At 69.5% G+C, this 16,663-nt stretch carries 16 protein-coding genes; 9 read left to right on the forward strand and 7 right to left on the reverse strand.

The window, feature by feature from the left end:
- The first annotated feature begins 234 nt into the window (after positions 1-234).
- The 4 genes from F0U63_RS10655 to F0U63_RS10670 are packed head-to-tail and all read left to right on the forward strand — an operon-like array spanning position 235 to position 2,756.
- Entirely contained in the window at positions 235-423 is a 189-nt protein-coding gene (locus F0U63_RS10655; RefSeq protein ID WP_395845782.1) for a microviridin/marinostatin family tricyclic proteinase inhibitor, read from the forward strand.
- 36 nt (positions 424-459) lie between these two features.
- Positions 460-1,470 (forward strand): MvdC/MvdD family ATP grasp protein, encoded by a 1,011-nt coding sequence (locus F0U63_RS10660; RefSeq protein ID WP_395845783.1) that lies wholly within the window; start codon positions 460-462, stop codon positions 1,468-1,470.
- A gap of 9 nt (positions 1,471-1,479) precedes the next feature.
- Positions 1,480-2,481, forward strand: coding sequence for an MvdC/MvdD family ATP grasp protein (locus tag F0U63_RS10665; protein ID WP_395845784.1), 1,002 nt, complete (start codon positions 1,480-1,482; stop codon positions 2,479-2,481).
- 44 nt (positions 2,482-2,525) lie between these two features.
- The gene (locus F0U63_RS10670) at positions 2,526-2,756 is read left to right on the forward strand and encodes a hypothetical protein (protein ID WP_095979898.1); all 231 of its coding nucleotides are present in this window, start codon (positions 2,526-2,528) and stop codon (positions 2,754-2,756) included.
- A gap of 12 nt (positions 2,757-2,768) precedes the next feature.
- On the opposite strand, the gene F0U63_RS10675 is transcribed toward F0U63_RS10670, so the two are convergent.
- From F0U63_RS10675 to F0U63_RS10685, 3 genes are all read right to left on the reverse strand, one after another.
- Positions 2,769-3,347 carry a ThiF family adenylyltransferase gene (locus F0U63_RS10675; protein ID WP_002629103.1) on the reverse strand — a complete coding sequence of 193 codons (579 nt, stop codon included), beginning with the start codon at positions 3,345-3,347 and terminating at the stop codon, positions 2,769-2,771.
- A gap of 12 nt (positions 3,348-3,359) precedes the next feature.
- A complete protein-coding gene (locus tag F0U63_RS10680) occupies positions 3,360-3,575 on the reverse strand; it encodes a hypothetical protein (protein WP_002629102.1) in 216 nt (71 codons plus the stop codon).
- Positions 3,576-3,668: 93 nt separating this feature from the next.
- Entirely contained in the window at positions 3,669-4,610 is a 942-nt protein-coding gene (locus F0U63_RS10685; protein WP_395845785.1) for a DUF1684 domain-containing protein, read from the reverse strand.
- A 130-nt stretch (positions 4,611-4,740) separates the two neighbouring features.
- Between F0U63_RS10685 and F0U63_RS10690 the strand changes: the two genes are divergently transcribed.
- Positions 4,741-7,140: a TIM-barrel domain-containing protein gene (locus F0U63_RS10690; RefSeq protein WP_395845786.1), complete on the forward strand. Its 2,400-nt coding sequence runs from the start codon at positions 4,741-4,743 to the stop codon at positions 7,138-7,140.
- Here the strand turns inward: F0U63_RS10690 and F0U63_RS10695 are convergent.
- From F0U63_RS10695 to F0U63_RS10705, 3 genes are read right to left on the reverse strand one after another with little or no spacing between them, the layout of a single operon-like run.
- Positions 7,130-7,486, reverse strand: coding sequence for a hypothetical protein (locus tag F0U63_RS10695; RefSeq protein WP_395845787.1), 357 nt, complete (start codon positions 7,484-7,486; stop codon positions 7,130-7,132). The genes F0U63_RS10690 and F0U63_RS10695 overlap by 11 nt on opposite strands.
- A gap of 3 nt (positions 7,487-7,489) precedes the next feature.
- Positions 7,490-8,416, reverse strand: coding sequence for a hypothetical protein (locus F0U63_RS10700; RefSeq protein ID WP_395845788.1), 927 nt, complete (start codon positions 8,414-8,416; stop codon positions 7,490-7,492).
- Positions 8,417-8,438: 22 nt separating this feature from the next.
- Complete coding sequence (locus F0U63_RS10705) at positions 8,439-10,211, reverse strand: VWA domain-containing protein (protein ID WP_395845789.1); 1,773 nt, start codon at positions 10,209-10,211, stop codon at positions 8,439-8,441.
- A gap of 332 nt (positions 10,212-10,543) precedes the next feature.
- Between F0U63_RS10705 and F0U63_RS10710 the strand changes: the two genes are divergently transcribed.
- Genes F0U63_RS10710 through F0U63_RS10720 form a run of 3 tightly spaced genes read left to right on the forward strand, consistent with a single transcriptional unit; the run spans position 10,544 to position 14,822 of the window.
- Entirely contained in the window at positions 10,544-12,850 is a 2,307-nt protein-coding gene (locus tag F0U63_RS10710; RefSeq protein WP_395845790.1) for an ATP-binding protein, read from the forward strand.
- Complete coding sequence (locus F0U63_RS10715) at positions 12,847-13,308, forward strand: response regulator (RefSeq protein ID WP_395845791.1); 462 nt, start codon at positions 12,847-12,849, stop codon at positions 13,306-13,308. The genes F0U63_RS10710 and F0U63_RS10715 overlap by 4 nt, the downstream gene beginning before the upstream one ends.
- A complete protein-coding gene (locus F0U63_RS10720) occupies positions 13,305-14,822 on the forward strand; it encodes an ATP-binding protein (RefSeq protein WP_395845792.1) in 1,518 nt (505 codons plus the stop codon). The genes F0U63_RS10715 and F0U63_RS10720 overlap by 4 nt, the downstream gene beginning before the upstream one ends.
- 20 nt (positions 14,823-14,842) lie before the next feature.
- Here F0U63_RS10720 and F0U63_RS10725 read toward each other — a convergent pair whose 3' ends face one another.
- Entirely contained in the window at positions 14,843-15,550 is a 708-nt protein-coding gene (locus tag F0U63_RS10725; RefSeq protein ID WP_395845793.1) for a metallophosphoesterase, read from the reverse strand.
- A 440-nt stretch (positions 15,551-15,990) separates the two neighbouring features.
- Here F0U63_RS10725 and F0U63_RS10730 point away from each other — a divergent pair, with 440 nt between their 5' ends.
- The gene (locus F0U63_RS10730; protein ID WP_395845794.1) at positions 15,991-16,653 is read left to right on the forward strand and encodes an RNA polymerase sigma factor; all 663 of its coding nucleotides are present in this window, start codon (positions 15,991-15,993) and stop codon (positions 16,651-16,653) included.
- Positions 16,654-16,663: the final 10 nt, after the last annotated feature.

A 16,663-nucleotide genomic window follows, 5' to 3' on the forward strand; every position in this document is an offset into this window, starting at 1 on the left:
GCTGCGGCTCCAGGGGCTCGGGGCTCAGCCGGAGCAACACGCACGCCGCGTACCAGCGCATGAGATTGAAACCGGTATGGCCCGAGTGGCGATTTGCTTATTTCTCCCACGCGGTTTTCTCAGGGCTTTCCTTCTAGTGGTGCTTGAAGCCGTCAGCGGGGACTCCCATAGTGGAGCCGCCGTTCAGACAAGCTCCGGCCCCCTCGGACGGAGCACCCCCCACGGAGGCTGAAAATGAAGAAGGACACGACCAAGAAGCCGTTCTTCGCGCGGCTGCTCGAGGAGCAGGAGCTGGAGCAGGTCTCGGGTGGAAAGACCCTGAAGTACCCCTCGGACGGGGACGATACCGAGCCGCTGGTGGGCGAGACGCCCCCCAAGGTGACCCAGAAGTTCCCCTCGGACAAGGACGAGGACGGTATCTGAACCTGCTGCCGGGGCGGTCGAGCCCCGGTCTTCCTCATGTCCACCGCTCGCGACACCGTCCTGCTCTTCACCCATAGCGGCGACTACTTCACCGTGGATCGCGTCGCGCAGGAGGTCTCGCGGCGGGGGCTGCGTCCCCTTCGCATCGATACGGATGGCTTCCCCTCCGAGTGGGAGCTGTCCTCGCTGCTGGGGCCAGCGCACCAGGACGTGGTGCTGCACACGGAGGCAGGCGAGGTGCGAAGCGCCGAGGTGCGCTCGGTGTGGCTGCGCCGGCGTGTCCCTCCCCGGCTCGCCGAGACGCTGGAGCCCGCGTGGCGCGAGAGCTGTGCCCGGGAGTCGAGCGCGGCCCTCGCGGGGGCCCTCGACGGACTGACGGGGGCGGGCTGTCGCTTCATCAATCCCCTCGGCGCGGACGAGAAGGCGGGCAACAAGCTGCTCCAACTCCGGCTCGCCCGGGCCCATGGGCTCGAGATTCCGCGCACCCTGGTGACCAACGACGCGGAGCGGGTGCGCTCCTGGTTCGACGAGGTCGGAGGCCGGGTGGTGGCCAAGATGCTGACGCCCCTGTCCCAGTCCATGGGAGGCGGGCAGCCCTTCGTGTACACGAGCGCCATCGGCCCCGAGCACCTGGAGGAACTCGACGGCTTGCGCCACAGCCCCATGGTGTTCCAGGAGCGCATCGACAAGTCCCACGAGCTGCGTGTCGCCGTGGTAGGCGAGCGGTGCTTCGCGGGAGCCATCGACGCCTCGCGCTCGGCGGAGGGCCAGGTGGACTGGAGGCGCTCCCGCCCGGACGAGTGCTCCTGGGCCCCGGGCCAGCTGCCCGAGGAAGTCGCCCGGCGCCTGGTGCGCCTGGTGGCGGAGCTGGGACTGGTGTACGGGGCCGCGGATGTCATCGTCACACCCGATGGCCGCTACGTCTTCCTCGAGGTGAACCCCGGCGGGGAGTGGGGAATGCTCGAGCGGGATCTCGGCCTTCCCATCGCCGCGGCCCTCGCCGACGCGCTCGCCTCCGAGGGGAGTGCGGCCGCGCAGTCATTGTAAGGAGCAGGGATGACCATCCTCATCGTGACGCATTCCAAGGACAACGATGCGCCCGTGTCCGTGGCGCGTGCCCTCGAGTCCCGGGGCGAGCGGGTCTACCGCTTCGACACCGACCTGTTTCCCACCGGGCTCCAGCTCTCGCTGGATGAGCGTGGGGCGGGGCGGCTGTCGGGTCCCGCGGGAGCGCTGTCCCTGGAGGACGTGACGGCGATCTGGTACCGCCGCAACTCGACGGGGAGCGCCATTCCCCAGGAACTGGAGGAGCAGCTGCGTCGTCCCTCGGTGGAGGAGAGCCGGCGCCTGGTGTTCGGCATGATGAGCGCGCTGGGGGTGTTCCAGCTCGACGCGCTCGAAGTCATCCGGCGCGCGGAGCACAAGCCGCTGCAACTCAAGCTGGCGCGGGCGCTCGGGATGGAGGTGCCCCAGACGCTGATGACCAATGATCCGGTGGCGGTGCGGGCCTTCGCCGCCGAGTGCCCTGGCGGCGTGGTGACGAAGATGATGGCGTCGTTCGCCGTCTATGACGAGCAGGGCCGGGAGCAGGTGGTCTTCACCACGCCGCTCGACTCGCGGCAGCTCGAGGACCTGGAGGGGCTGGACCTGTGTCCGATGACCTTCCAGGAGCGGCTGGTCAAGGCGGTGGAGCTGCGCGTCACGGTGGTGGGCGAGCGGGTGATGGCGGCGGCCATCGATTCGCAGGCGCTGCCGAGGGCGCGAGAGGACTGGCGGCGCGAGGGCCAGGCGCTCATCGGCGCCTGGAAGCCCTACACGTTGCCCGAGCCGCTCCAGGCCCAGGTGCTGCGGTTGATGGACGCGCTGGGGCTCAACTACGGCGCGTTCGACTTCATCGTCACGCCCGAGGGCCGGCACGTCTTCCTGGAGGTGAATCCCTCGGGGGAGTTCATGTGGTTGATGAAGCACCCGGGACTGCCCGTCGACGAGGCGCTCGCGGACGTGCTCAGTGGACGCGCGGCGCGGCGGCTCGCGCCGAAGCCGCTCACCGGGGCGTGAGCCTATGGCCGGAGGCGAGCGCTCGGTGCTAGGGTGCCCGCCCCATGGCCAAGTCCCCCTGCCCCGTGTCCCTGTCGCAGTTCCTCGAGAAGGCCGAGCCGCTCAAGGTGACCATCAACGGTCAGGAGATGCTCGCCGAGGTGAAGTCGTTCTCGACCGGCTCCTTCGGCTGGTACATCAACGGCAAGACGACCGTCACCGTCGACGGCAAGCCGGTGTCGGTGCAGATCGGCATGAACATGACCGTCGTCGGCTCGAAGGAAGCGGCGCGCTGAGCCGCGCGGGGCTCAGCTCACCGTAGGCGTCACCGCCACGAGTCCCACCAGGGTGTCGCGGCGCACGCCGTGCTTCACGAAGTCCTGCACCGTGCGCGCGAGCGTGGCGCCGAGCTGGCCGATGAGGGGCAGGTGCTCGCCGCCCTCGCACGTGGCCTGTCCGGGCGTGTCCTCGGCGTCCGGGACGAAGCGCTCGTCCCAGCGCACCAGTCCGAAGGTGCCGTCCGCCGCCAGCGCGCCGTGCACCAGGGGCTTGCCCGCCGCGCGCGCGAACGCGCTCAAGAGCAGCCGGCTCTCCTGGTTGTCGAAGCAGTCGACGAGCAGATCCGCGCTCGCGCCCAGCGCCGCCACGTTGTCGCGCGTCATCCGCACGCCGAACGCCTCGGCCTTCACGCCGTACAGGTTGAGCAGTTGCAGCTTGAGCGCCTCCGCCTTGTTCTTGCCCACGGAGGGCTTCACGAACGCCTGCGCCCGCAGGTTCTTGGACTCCACGCGGTCGAAGTCGATGAAGACGAGCGTGGCCTCGAGGTTGCGGCACAGCACCGCCGCCGTGGAGCCGATGGCTCCCACGCCACAGAAGACGATGCGCATGGGTGGGCCTCCTCACGCGCCGAAGGGCACCTTGGGCCGCAGGTAGATGCGCTCCTCGCCGCCCGGGGCGCGGAACCGGTCCACCACGTAGTGCTGGAAGGAGTCCGTCTGGGCGGGGGCCAGCAGCTCCACCGCGATGCGCCGCACATCCGCGTCCGTCAGGAGGGTTTCCCGCTCCAGGGGCACGTCCGTGGACAGGCCGTTGTAGGTGATGTTCAGCGTCGTCATGTCCCCGCCTCCCGGGGCCCCGGACCGCCGCGAGGGAGGGCGGGGCCGGAGCCATCCGGGCAGGGACGCGCGAGTGGGGCGGATTCCTGACGCTCAGTGATCGCCGTAGCGCTTCTCGCCGGCCTCCACGCGCAGCTTCAGCTTGTTCTGCGCGGGGGGCAGCGGGCAGGTGGCGTAGGGAGAGAAGGCGCAGGGCGGGTTGTAGGCGCGGTTGAAGTCCAGCACCACCCGGCCGTCCTTCGTCGGCTGATCCACGTACAGGAAGCGGCCCGCGCCGTACGAGTCATTGCGGTTGGTCTGGTCGCCGAAGATGACGAAGAACGGCCCCGAGTCCGATTCGAGGACGGGATCCAACCGGTACTCCTGCCCATTCACCTGGAAGACGAGCGTGCCCGGGGCGTTCATCTCCTCCACCGTGCCGAGCACCGTGGGGATCGAGATCTTGCGCGGTGTCGTGGCTGGCTCGAAGCGGCCCTCGATGCGCCAGGCGGCGCTCACCGGCCAGGTGGGGATGCCGTGGAACTGCTTGCGCGCCGGGGCCTCGGGATCCTTCACGCGCAGCCCCATCTTCTCCCCCCGGGGGATGAGGTAGAAGCGCAGCGTGCCCAGCGAGAGCACGTCCTCGGGTCCCTCGGAGGTGCCCAGGGCGCCTCCCGTGAAGGGCTTGCCTCCGCGGGTGAGGGTGACGCCGGGCTGGAGCGTGAGCGTCACCTGGTTGCCCTTGCGCGTGAAGGTTCCGATGCGCGCGGGCGTGCCCTCGGGGAAGACGAAGTCGTTGTCCGCGGCGGAGCCGAAGCGGTTGTCCCCTTCGTTGAGCCAGTGCAGGCCCACGAGCGACAACCAGCCCTCCTCGGACGTGAGGTTGGCGATGCGCTTCTGGTGCCAGGCGCGCGTCTCCGACTCCAGCGAGGAGGGCGTCTGTGCGGCGGGCTTCGGGTCGGCGGGTTTCGTCATGGCGGGCTTGGCGGGAGGCGCGGCGAGGGCGGGAGCCGCGAACGCGAGTCCCGAGAGGGTGAGCAGGCGGGCGATGCGCATGGCTCCGACGATGGCAAGCCCGGCCGGTCCCGTCCACCCCCGGAGAGGGAGGCCCGGGTTTCGTTCGGTGTGAGACGTCTCGCCAATTCATCCACATCCCGACGTTTCAGCGCATACGCTGCGCCGCCCTATGCGCTTCGACGACATCTCCATCGAATCCACCCGCATCACCTTCTGGGGTCCGCGTACCGCGCTTGAGGTCCGCAGCCCCGTGCCGGGCGTGCTCCGGCTGCGCCACGCCCCCGCGCTCAGCCACTCCGCGCCCTCGCACCGGGAGCTGCTGCCCAAGCAGTCCTGGTCCGTCGTGGAGCACGCGGAGCTGCCGCTGTCCTTGCGCCGGGAGCAGGAGGGCGCGGTGGCGGTGGTGGTGGCGGAGGGCTTGTCCCTGGAGGTGACGCTCGCCACGGGCGCCTGGCGGCTGCGGGATGGCTCGGGCCGGGAGCTGGGCCGGTGCGAGAGCTTCTCGAGCGAGGTGATGCCGGACTATCCGGTGACCCGCTTCCGCTCGCGGCTGTCCCTGTACACGCCCCCGGACGAGGCCTGGCTGGGCTTCGGCGAGAAGATGGGCTCGCTGGACAAGCGCGGCATGCACTTCACCTTCTGGAACACGGACGTGGTGCCGCACCACCCGGACACGGATCCGCTCTACCAGTCCATCCCCTTCAGCATCGGCCTGCGCGAGGGCGTGGCCTGGGGCGTCTTCCTCGACGAGTCGTGGCGGATGGAGGCGGACGTGGCGGCCGATGATCCCTCCCTCCTCTCTTGGGAGTCCTCGGGTCCCGAGCTGGACACCTACGTCATCGCCGGCCCGATGCCCGCGGACGTGGTGCGGCGCTACACCGCGCTCACCGGACGCATGCCGCTGCCGCCGCTCTGGAGTCTCGGCGCGCAGCAGTCGCGCTGGGGCTACGAGAACGCCCGGGAGATCCGCTCCGTCCTCCAGGGCTACCGCGCCCACAAGCTTCCGCTCGACGTCGTCTACCTCGATATCGACTACATGGAGGGCTACAAGGTCTGGACGTGGGATCGCACGCGCTACCCGGACCCCGCGGGGCTCGCGCGCGAGGCGGCCGAGCAGGGGGTGCGCCTGGTCACCATCATCGATCCGGCCGTGAAGCAGGAGCCGGGCTACCGCGTCTATGACGAGGCGCTCGCCAACGACTACCTGGTGCGCAATGACCGGGGCAGCGTGCTCGTGGGCGAGGTGTGGCCCAAGCCCGCCGTGTTCCCGGACTTCACCCGCGAGGCGGTGCGCGCCTGGTGGGGCCAGCAGCACCGGGCCTTCCTGGACGTGGGCATCTCCGGCTTCTGGAACGACATGAACGAGCCGGCGTGCTTCAAGGTCATCAATGGCGACGAGACCTTCGGCGTCATCGGCACGCGCTCGGCGGACAAGGCCAAGGTCGAGGGGCCCACGCTGCCTCACGACGCCCGCCACGGAGACAAGCGCCATCTGGAGGTGCACAACGTCTACGCGATCGGCATGGCACGCGGGGCGTACGAGGGGCTGCGCGCGCTCGTCCCCGAGCGGCGGCCCTTCATCCTCACCCGCGCGGGCTCGCCCGGCATCCAGCGCTACTCCGCGGTGTGGTCGGGCGACAACTCCAGCTACTGGTCTCACCTGGAGCTGTCCATCTCCGTCCTGCTGGGCCTGGGGCTGTCGGGCGTGTCCTTCGTGGGCTCGGACGTGCCGGGCTTCGTGGGCCGCCCCACCGGCGAGCTGCTCGTGCGTTGGACGCAGGCCGGCGTCTTCTACCCGCTCTTCCGCAACCACTCGTCCAAGGGCTCCCCGTACAAGGAGCCGTGGCGCTTCGGCGAGCCCTACCTGTCCATCGCCCGCGAGTGGTTCGAGCGGCGCTACCGGCTGATGCCCACGCTCTACTCGCTCATGCACGAGTCCTCGCAAGAGGGTCTGCCCGCGCTGCGGCCGCTCGTCATGTACGCGCCCGGGGACATCTCGGCGCTGCGCATGGATGACGCCTTCTTCTTCGGGAGGGACTTGCTCGTGGCCCCCGTGGTCCGCCCGGGCCGCTCGCACCGGCACGTGTACCTGCCCGAGGGCAGGTGGTTGCCCTTCTTCAACCTCGGCCAGTCGGCGGGGGAGGCCATCGAGGGCCGCCAGCACGTGCTCGCCGAGGCGCCGCTGGGCACGGTGCCCATGTGGCTGCGGGCGGGCGGGGCGCTCGCGCTCACCGAGCCCGCGCTGCACACGACCACGGCCAACTGGGCCCACCTCACCTGGCACATCCACGCGGCGCCGCGCGTGGAGGCCCGGTTGTACGAGGACGCGGGCGAGGGCTACGGCGCGTCGCGCCTGACGCGGCTGAGCGGCACCTGGGCCGACGGCCGCTTCGTGCTGGAGCGCGCCACCGAGGGCGAGCTGCCCCCGGCGCGCGAGACGGAGACGCTGTGCGTGTACGCCCTGTCCGAGCCGAGGGAAGTGCTCGGCGCGCGCGAGCACCGCTTCGTGGACGGGGTGCTCCTGATCGAGGTGGAGGCGGGCTGGACGCGCCTGGAGGTCAAGCTGTAGCCATCCCCGAGCGGGCGCGCAGCTCCGCGGTCCAGGCGGGCTCCTCGGCGCGGAGCCTGTCCTGGCCGTGCTCGCGCACGAGCGTGCCCTCGGGAGCCACCACGGAGAAGCGCACGGGCCGCCCGAGCGCCAGGAGGAGCGCTTCCATCGTCGTCTCGTCCTCGGCGCTGAAGCCCAGGGGGCCGAGGGGATGGCTGTGGGCGATCTCCTCCAGCTCCTCGCGCAGCCGCCACACGGCCTCCCAGCGCGCGCGCGAATCCGGCAGGGACACGGCGCTGTCGGAGGCATCGCTCCACAGCACCTCGCCGTCGTGGCCAATGAGCAGACAGACTTCCCGGTGCCGCATGGTTCACACGTGCCGGGTGATGACCAGCACGTCCTCCTCGATGGCCTCGCGGATGACCGCGGGCAGGCTCTCCAACGTCACGAGCGCGTCCGCTCCCGCGAGGCACAGCCCCGCGTCCACCACCCGCAGGGTGTCCGCCTCCACGATGCTCTGGAAGCGCTCGCCCATGAAGTCGAACGTCACCTCGAGTTGACCGCCGCTCAGCCGCCTCGAGTCGAGCAACCACGCGCCCGCCCGTGAGAGCGCCCGCTCCGCCCGCGACACTTCCTCCTCCCTCCCTCGTGCCGGACGCGTCCGCTCCTCCCGGGAGTCCGGGGGCCGCGCCCGCGTCACGTGGACGGCGCGCTCGAACGCCAGCGTGCGCAGCCGGGCCTCGGCCACGGGAGCGCCCTGCTCCGCCACGCCCCGCACCACGCCGCGCACCTCGGCCGGAGCGAAGTGGATGTCGAGCGCGCGTGCCCTCGTCTCCAGCAGTGCGTAGCCGAAGGCCGCCCGCAGCGAGGCGGGCACGCCCTTCACCTCTGTGAGGGTTTCCCACCGCTCCAGGCGCAGGCGCGCGGTGGACTCGGCCTCGCTCTCGAACTCGGAGGACTCGAACACGAGCCCGCCGTCATGCCAACGCCGGGCGAGCAGGGGCGCGAAGCGCGGCGGCGTGTCCTCGGGCAGCAGGCGCACGGTTTCGGCCACCGCGCCCTCGTGCACGAGCCGCGTCCCCCAGAGGTGGCCTCGTACCCGCGGGAGCCCGTCGAGCCCTTCTGGCCCGGCGGGCTCCCGCGCGGTGGCGGTACGGCCGCGCACCTCGAAGCGATACCAGCCCGGTGCGGGAGACGTGGACACCCGGAGGCGCCGCGAGGGCAGATCGACGTGGGCGCCGCCGAAGTAGGGCAGCACCACCGACTCCATCTGTCCGAGGAACTTCCGGTAATCCACGACGACGCCTCCCTTCCGTGTGTCACGCCACCTTCTTCAACAGGGGCGTGCGCATCACCCGCTCCACCCAGCCGGACGGGCCGGCTCCAGCCGCCGTGGGCGCCTCCAACAGCGCCTTGAGCACGCGGGGCACCTGGTAGGGGTCGGCGAACTGATCCACCGACACCTCGCTGAAGGGCACCCGGAGCGTGCTCGCGCACGAGCGCACCGTGCTGCCCCGCGAGTGCGCCACGCTCACCATCAACGCGAGGGCGGCCACGGTGTAGCCGCACTCGAGGAAGGCCCGCGCGAGCTGGGGGCCCGGCTCGCCGTCCTCGTCACCCACGACGATGACGATGAGCTTCGCCTCCGGCGGCACCCGCATGCCCGCGCGGTGCAGCGCCTGCACGCCGGCGGCGTGCGTGGTGCCACCACTCGCCTGGAGTCCCTGGAGCATGTGCTGCACGCCCGTGCGGCTGGCCGCCTTGGGCTTGAGCACCGTGCCCACGGTGTCGAACGAGGCCACGTGCAGCTTTTCCAGCGGGAAGCCCGCGAGGATACGCGTGAGCGCTTCCTTGGACTGCTCGATGGCGCCCTGCATGGAGCCTGACTTGTCGATGAGGAACATCACCCGCACGTCCGTTTCCGCCACCGCCTCGGCCACCGCCGCCCTCGCCGCGTTGTCGCTCGCCTCCTCCAGCTTCGTCTTCAGCTCCTGGCCCCGCACGTTGCGCGCGATGTTCAGCGCCCGTTGATCGCTCGCCGCCCGCACCGCCTCGTCCCAGCGCGCGCGCACGGACACGTCCTGCATCAGTCCCAGCTCCTCGAGCGTGGGCGTCATCAGCAACAGATCCTTGTTCGACAGCGACGGCAACAGCGCCGCCAGGATGGCCGGCGTCAGTCCCACACCCGCCGGCAGCCGGCCCACCACCTCCTTGTAGGAGAGGCGCTCGCGGACGATCCGCTCGCAGATCTCCGCCTCCTCGAGTCCGTCGAAGCGCTCGCGCTTGACGAGCGTGAGGCTGGAGAGGCCCACCGTGCGGTGGCCCTCGGGGGCCTGCTTCTGCTTCCAGCCGAGCGCCTCGAAGAAGGCCTGCGTCTGCGGCTTGTAGCCCGCCTTGCGCGCGAGCCGTTGGAGCGTGGTCTTGTAGCCCGCCTTCACCAGACCCTGGAGCTGACCCGGGTTCTGCTCGCGCGTGCGCAGCCACCGCGTCGCCGCCGTCTTCCACCGGCCGAGCGGTGGCTTGCGCGACGCGGGGTCTCCGAAGCCGGCCTCGCGGTTGAGGCGGGCGATCTCCGGCGTCTCGAGCAGCTCGGCCACCCGCAGCACGGCCTTGGGCGTGAGCATGCGCGTGGACTTGCGCTCGTAGTGCAGCACCATGGCCTCGCCCAGGGCGCGCAGGTCGTCGTCATGGAACGCGACCGAGCCATCCTCCTCGCGCACCGGCTGGCCCGAGTGGCGCTGCACCAGCATCAACGCGCTGGTGGCCACCTGGAGATCCCTCCAGTCCGTCTGTGTGAGCGCGTAGGACGCGAAGTGCGCCAGGAGGTCCGTGTTGAGCTGGTAGATGTCCAGCAACTGCCGGTAGAGCTTCACCGCGGCGGGCACGAAGAGGCCGGGCTTGACCGGCGTGCCCCGGCGGGCGATCTCCGCGGAGGCGCCCCGTGCCGGGTACCAGACTCCCTGCAGCTCCAGGCCCGGGCGGTTGTGCCACAGGTGCGCGGAGCCGCCGAGCACGAGGTCCAGCAGCTTCTCCGCCGGGCCACGCTGGGCCTCGGGCAGGGTGTCGGGGGTCGGGTGGTGGATCGTCGTCATGTGCCCCTCCAGCACGAAGGCCGTGGTCCCACTTCCTCGGTGGGCCGGCCAGGCGGAAGGGACGCCGGGCCTTTGCCTTCCTGACGGGAGTGGAAAGCAGGCAGGCATGGGGTACCTGTCCCGCAGGCCAGACGACTCTCCAGTCACGACTCCTCTACCCTCTTTTTTACAGTCCTCGACGGAGGGGATTGACGGTAAACACCCGAGGGTTTGCCGCCGCCTGAAGGCCAGACGGCCATACAGGTGAAGTGCCAGCCTTCCTGTTTGGGACGGCGGCTCCGCCGGACGAGTGCCATTCGTCGTTCAGATGGTGTGTGGGTAGAGAGAGCGCGATGAGCACGGAATCGGCCGGAACAGCCCAGGTGGCGGACCTCACCAACTGTGACAAGGAGCCCATCCACATTCCGGGGGCCATCCAGCCCCATGGCGTGTTGCTGGTCCTGCGTGAGCCCTCGCTGATCATCTGCCAGAGCAGTGAGAACACCGAGGCACTGCTCGGGTGCGGCGTCCAGGATCTGCTGGGCCGCTCCCTGGACTCGCTCCTGCCGGCCTCCCAGAGCGCCAGCACCCGGGCGAGCCTCCTGTCGGACCGGCTCCAGGACAACAACCCCCTCAAGCTCACCTTGAATACCGGGGGCCACGAGCGGCTCTTCAACGGCATCGCGCACCGGCATCAGGGCCGGCTCTTCCTCGAGCTCGAGCCCGTGGCGGATCCGGAGTCGCTGCCCTTCTCCAGCTTCTATCAGCAGGCGCGCGGCGCCATGTCGCGCCTGCGCGACGCGAAGGATCTGCGCGCCCTGTGCGAGGAGGGCGTGCGCGAGGTGCGCCGGCTCACGGGCTTCGATCGGGTCATCATCTACCGCTTCGACCCGGACTGGAACGGACAGGTGCTCGCCGAGGATCGGCGGGAGACGGCCGATCCGTACATGGGGCTGCACTTTCCCGCCTCGGACATTCCGCGCCAGGCGCGGGAGCTGTACGTGCTCAACCTGCTGCGCATCATCCCGGCGGTGGACTACGCGCCCGCGCGCATCGTCTCGTTGCCGGAGGAAGCCGCGCAGGGTCCGCTCGACATGTCCTTCTGCGTGCTGCGCAGCGTGTCGCCCATCCACCTGGAGTACCTGCGCAATATGGGCGCGGGCAGCTCCATGAGCATCTCGCTGCTGCAGGAAGGGCGGCTGTGGGGCCTCATCTCCTGCACGCACATGTCCGGCTCGAAGTACGTGCCCTACGAGGTGCGCACGGCGTGTGATTTCGTGGGCCAGTTCATGTCCTCGTTCATCTCCAGCAAGGAGGGGCACGAGCACTATGATCAGCGCATCCGCACCAAGTCCGTGCAGGGCCGGCTGCTCGAGCGCATGACGCGCGTGGGCGACTTCGCCGCCGAGCTGTGCCAGTCGCCGCCCGAGCTGCTCGAGCTCACCGGGGCGCTGGGCGCGGCCGTCTATTTCAACGGCCGCATGACCATCATCGGCAAGGCCCCCGAGGACGAGCAGCTCCAGGGGCTCATCCGCTGGCTGTCGAGCCGGCCCGCGTCCCAGGACGTGTTCGCCACCAATTGCCTGCTGCGGCACTACCCCGAGTCGGAGGACTTCAAGGACGTGGCGGCCGGCCTCATCGCGGCCTCCATGTCGCGTGGCCGTCACAACTACGTGCTGTGGTTCCGCCCGGAGGTGGTGCAGACGGTGGAGTGGGGTGGCAACCCCCACAAGCCGGTGGACGTGGAGGACGATCAGCTGCGGCTGCACCCGCGCAAGTCCTTCGCGCTCTGGAAGGAGACGGTGCGCGGCAAGTCGCTGCCCTGGAAGGACTACGAGCTGGAGGCGGCGCGGGAGCTGCGCCGCAGCATCATCGACATCGTGCTGGAGCGCAGCGAGGAGCTGCTCAAGCTCAACACGGAGCTCAAGCGCAGCAACGTGGAGCTGGACTCCTTCGCCTACGCCGCGAGCCACGATCTCAAGGAGCCCCTGCGCGGCATCCACAACTACGCGAGCCTGGTGCTGCGCGAGGACGCCGAGTCGCTGCGGCCCTCCAACCGCACGCGCATGGACACGGTGGTGCGGCTCACCCAGCGCATGGAGAGCCTCATCAACTCGCTCCTGCACTACTCGCAGGTGGGCCGCATGGAGCTGTCGCTCCGGGAGACGGACCTCAACGACGTCCTGTCCGCGGTGCTCGAGGTGCTCAAGCCGCGCATCGAGGAGGCTCGCGCCGAGGTGCGCGTCCCCGAGCCGCTGCCTCCCGCGCGCTGCGACCGGGTGCGGATGATGGAGGTCTTCACCAACCTCATCACCAACGGCCTCAAGTACAACGACAAGGAGAAGAAGTGGGTGGAGATCGGCTCCCGGCACGACCCGGAACTCGGCTCCGTCTACTACGTGCGTGACAATGGTATCGGCATCAAGCCCGAGTACCACGACGCCATCTTCCGCATCTTCAAGCGGCTGCACGGGCGCGACAAGTACGGCGGCGGCACGGGCACGGGGCTGACCATCGTCAAGCGCCTCATCGAGCGGCACAACGGCCGGATCTGGGTGGAGTCCGGGTTCGGCGAGGGCACCACCTTCTTCTTCACCCTGGACAGCGAGAAGGCGCCCGTGTCCGACCTGCGGCCCTTTGGCGGGGAGGGCGGACGATGAACCGCGACCTGCCCATCCTCGTCGTGGAGGACAACGACGAGGACTTCGACATGCTCCAGATGACCTTCCAGGGGGCGTCCATCCCCAATCCCCTCTACCGCTGCACCGAGGGCGAGGAGGCCCTGGAGTTCCTGCACCAGAAGGGCCGCTACGCCTCCCAGAACGCGCCGCGCCCGGGACTCATCCTCCTGGACCTCAACCTCGCTGGCCTGGATGGCAGGCAGGTACTCGAGCACATGAAGAACGATGGCCGTCTCAAGAGCATCCCGGTGCTCGTGTTCTCCACCTCCGACAATCCCAAGGACGTGCAGAGCGCCTACGCCCATGGCGCCAGCGGCTATCTGCTCAAACCCGTGGATTTGGCGCGATTCGAGAGAATGATCCGGCTGTTCAAGGAGTTCTGGTTGGACCACATCGTGATGCCCCAAGACGATGGCCGAGAGGTCGCGCACGGATGAATTCCCGTTTGCTGACGCTGCTCCTAGTGGAGGACAGCCCGGAAGATCGGGACGTGTTCCGGACCTACCTGACGGAGATGGGAGAGTACTCCTACCAGTTCCTCGAAGAGGACTCGGCGGATGCGGCGCTCGCGATCTGCAAGCGTGAGCAGATCGATTGCATTCTCCTGGACTACGATCTGCCCGAGCTCAGTGGTCTGGAATTCCTCCGGCGGCTCGTGGACGAGGAGGGCCTGTTGCGGCCCCCCGTGGTGATGGTGACCGGGCGAGGAAACGAGCGCATCGCCGTCGAGGCGCTCAAGGGCGGCGCCTCGGACTACCTCGTGAAGTCCGAGGTGACACCGGAGAGCCTCTACCGCGCGGTGCGCAACGCCGTGGAGAAGGAGGACATCCGCAAGCGCCTCACCGAGCAGCGCGCCCTGACGGGGATCGCCGAGGCCCGGCTCCAGGCCGCCCTGGAGGTGCTCGAGCGCGGGGATGCCCTGCTCGTGCTCGACAAGGACTTCCGCATCATCCTGGTCAACAGCAACCAGGAGCGCCTCACCGGGCTGCGGCGCGAGGACACGCTGACGCGCTCCCACTGGGACGTCTGGCCAGAGTCCGCCCGGCCCGAGAGCCGGTACTGGTTCGAGTACCACCGCGCCATGCGCGAGCGGGTGACCACGCACTTCGAGGAGTACTTCGAGCCCCTGGACATGTGGACGGACGTGAGCGTCTACCCCACGCGCGAGGGGGGCATCGCCATCTTCTTCCGGGACATCAGCGACAAGAAGCGCGCCGAGGAGCGCGTCCGGGCGGAGGAGCGGCGGCGCTCGGAGTTCGAGCAGCAGCTCATCGGCATCGTCAGCCACGACCTGCGCAATCCCATCACCGCCATCTCCCTGGGCGTGTCGCTCCTCTTGCGCCGGGATGACCTGGACGAGCGCATCCTCAAGACGCTCGTGCGCGTGCACTCCTCGGCCGAGCGCACCATCCGGATGGTGAGGGATCTGCTCGACTTCACGCAGGCCCGGTTGGGCGGGGGCATCGTCGTCAACCGGGAGTTGACCGACCTGCACCCGCTGCTGCGGCTCGTGGTGGACGAGGTGCAGATGTCCTTTCCCGACCGCGAGGTGCGGGTGGAGATCGACGGGGATGGACAGGGGGCGTGGGACACGGACCGGATGGCGCAGGTCATCACCAACCTGGTCACCAACGCGTTGAAGTACAGCCCGGCGGGCACGCCCGTCACGGTGCGCGCCCGCGGGGATTCCGACGCGGTGTGCCTGGAGGTCCACAACGAGGGGGACCCCATTCCTCCCCGGGTCCAGGAGCACCTGTTCGAGCCCATGCGGCGCGGGGAGGACCAGACGGACCGGACGAGCCGCAGCATCGGGCTGGGCCTGTTCATCGTGGACCACCTCATCCGCGCCCACGGGGGCACCGTCAACGTGCGCTCCGTCGCGTCCGAGGGCACCACTTTCGGGGTGCGGCTGCCGCGCAAGGCCCTCGTCGTCTCCGTGCGGCGCGCGTAGGGGCGCCTTCCCGCTCCGGCTCAGGAGAACGCGCAGACCTCACCGTGCACGGGCAGCAGCGCCACCTGCTTGCCGCCCCGGAGGGGCTCGCGCGCGGGCACCGAGACGATCTCCCACGAGGGCAGCACCACTGCCGTGAGCGAGCGGCCGTGGACGCACCCGGTGTCGATGCCCACCGCGTATTTGGTGACGAGCGGCCGGTCGAACACGGTGTGTCCGAAGATGACGCGCTCGGGGCCTCGCCAGTGGTTCGTCCAGAAGCGGTAGTCCGCGGGCGCCTTGGAGGGCCAGTAGCTCTTGCGCTCCGGGGGCCGGACACACTGGGCATGGAGCAGGTGGTACGGATCCTGGTCCTCCATGGACTTGCCGGGCAGCACTCCGGCGTGGACGACGGCGGCCTGGTACTCGGGCAGCCGGATGAAGTGGGGCAGGGTGGCGAAGTAGTCGAGGTGCTCGGGGCCCAGGGCCTGCCGGGTCCTGAGGTGGTCCGGCAGCAGATCCTCTTCCCGCCGGCGGCGCTGTTGCAGGTGCTTCTCCTCGTGGTTGCCGAGGATGCACTCGTGGCGCATGGCCAGCTCGACACACTCGCGGGGCTTGGGTCCCCGGTCGATCAGATCCCCCGTGAAGATGATTCGATCGCTCGAGGTGGCGCCCACCCGGGCGAGCAACTCCAGGGCCTCGTCGTAACAGCCGTGGAGGTCTCCAATGACGATGGTGCGGGACGACATATGGACTTCCTTACCGCGAAAAGGTGGGCACCCGAGTGGTGAAGCCAGGGTGTGGCTGAATCCCGAATTCAGTGCCTGAACCGTCGGCGACACCCGCTCGCGCGGGTGGGTGGAGTCGAACCACCGAGCATGTAGGACCTCACCGGCCGGGTGCCCGTTGTCCGTCCCAGACTCCCCGGGGCGGATTTTCCTGACGAGCCGCTCCGGTTTTCCGGGGAGAAAGTCCGCCTGGAAAATCACCGTGAAATTCCCGTCAGGAACTCCTGGGGGAGGCCGTCCTTGTGCTGGATGGCCCCCGCCGCTGTCGCATATCCGGGGGTCGTGTCATCGGGAGGCCGTGTTCGGATGCCGTCGTGCTACCTTGACTCGCCGTTTCACCGAACCCCACCCCGCCCGAGCGGGGGGCTCGTGCCTCCCGGCGGCGCTTCAAGGAACTTCCGGTGTTCGACGATCTCACGGATGACGAACTCTTCGCCGAGGTGCTCCAACGCCGCGCCATGGGCGGGGGGGTGGGAGATGCACTCGGCGCGCTCTGCGAGCGCTGGGCCCGGCCGGCCCGCTATGTCGTCTCCAAGATTCAGGCCAGCTACGGCCGGGGCTCTCCGGCGGACGCGGACGAGCTCTACCAGGACGCGGTCGGCAAGTTCCTCGACAAGGGACTGGATCAATTCCGCGGCGTGTCCGAGCAGATGCCCGGACGCAGCGCGTCACCCAAGACGTTCTTCCTGCGCATCGTCAAGCACGTCGCCATCGACTTCTACCGGCGGCAGCGCGAGGACCTGGCACCGGCCGCGGCCGACTCCGAGGACGCCCTCGAGGAGCCGCCCGCCCAGGTGGCGCGCGCGGTGGAGTCCTCGCGGCGGCGCGAGGAGCGCTCCGAGGCCCAGGAGCTCTACTGGCGCGCGTATGAGCGGCTGCAGCGCGAGCATCCCAAGGAAGCCGGTGCGTGGGACCTGTACCACCACCAGGACGTCGAGGACCACGAGGAGTGCGCGCGCCGCCTCAACATCACCGTGGTCAATTCGTACAAGCGCGTCAGCCGTGCACAGGCCTACCTGCGGCTCTATCTGCTCGACCTCCAACAGGAGGGCGGGCGCGAGTGAGCCCCACCGT

The sequence above is a fragment of the Cystobacter fuscus genome, assembly GCF_044360685.1.
GTDB lineage: Bacteria > Myxococcota > Myxococcia > Myxococcales > Myxococcaceae > Cystobacter > Cystobacter fuscus_C.

Excerpts from the sequence above, each read along its gene's own strand:
- F0U63_RS10655 (WP_395845782.1), top strand. The coding sequence starts at position 235 with ATGAAGAAGGACACGACCAAGAAGCCGTTCTTCGCGCGGCTGCTCGAG.
- F0U63_RS10660 (WP_395845783.1), top strand. The coding sequence starts at position 460 with ATGTCCACCGCTCGCGACACCGTCCTGCTCTTCACCCATAGCGGCGAC.
- F0U63_RS10665 (WP_395845784.1), top strand. The coding sequence starts at position 1,480 with ATGACCATCCTCATCGTGACGCATTCCAAGGACAACGATGCGCCCGTG.
- F0U63_RS10670 (WP_095979898.1), top strand. The coding sequence starts at position 2,526 with ATGGCCAAGTCCCCCTGCCCCGTGTCCCTGTCGCAGTTCCTCGAGAAG.
- F0U63_RS10675 (WP_002629103.1), bottom strand. The coding sequence starts at position 3,347 with ATGCGCATCGTCTTCTGTGGCGTGGGAGCCATCGGCTCCACGGCGGCG.
- F0U63_RS10680 (WP_002629102.1), bottom strand. The coding sequence starts at position 3,575 with ATGACGACGCTGAACATCACCTACAACGGCCTGTCCACGGACGTGCCC.
- F0U63_RS10685 (WP_395845785.1), bottom strand. The coding sequence starts at position 4,610 with ATGCGCATCGCCCGCCTGCTCACCCTCTCGGGACTCGCGTTCGCGGCT.
- F0U63_RS10690 (WP_395845786.1), top strand. The coding sequence starts at position 4,741 with ATGCGCTTCGACGACATCTCCATCGAATCCACCCGCATCACCTTCTGG.
- F0U63_RS10695 (WP_395845787.1), bottom strand. The coding sequence starts at position 7,486 with ATGCGGCACCGGGAAGTCTGTCTGCTCATTGGCCACGACGGCGAGGTG.
- F0U63_RS10705 (WP_395845789.1), bottom strand. The coding sequence starts at position 10,211 with ATGACGACGATCCACCACCCGACCCCCGACACCCTGCCCGAGGCCCAG.
- F0U63_RS10710 (WP_395845790.1), top strand. The coding sequence starts at position 10,544 with ATGAGCACGGAATCGGCCGGAACAGCCCAGGTGGCGGACCTCACCAAC.
- F0U63_RS10715 (WP_395845791.1), top strand. The coding sequence starts at position 12,847 with ATGAACCGCGACCTGCCCATCCTCGTCGTGGAGGACAACGACGAGGAC.
- F0U63_RS10720 (WP_395845792.1), top strand. The coding sequence starts at position 13,305 with ATGAATTCCCGTTTGCTGACGCTGCTCCTAGTGGAGGACAGCCCGGAA.
- F0U63_RS10725 (WP_395845793.1), bottom strand. The coding sequence starts at position 15,550 with ATGTCGTCCCGCACCATCGTCATTGGAGACCTCCACGGCTGTTACGAC.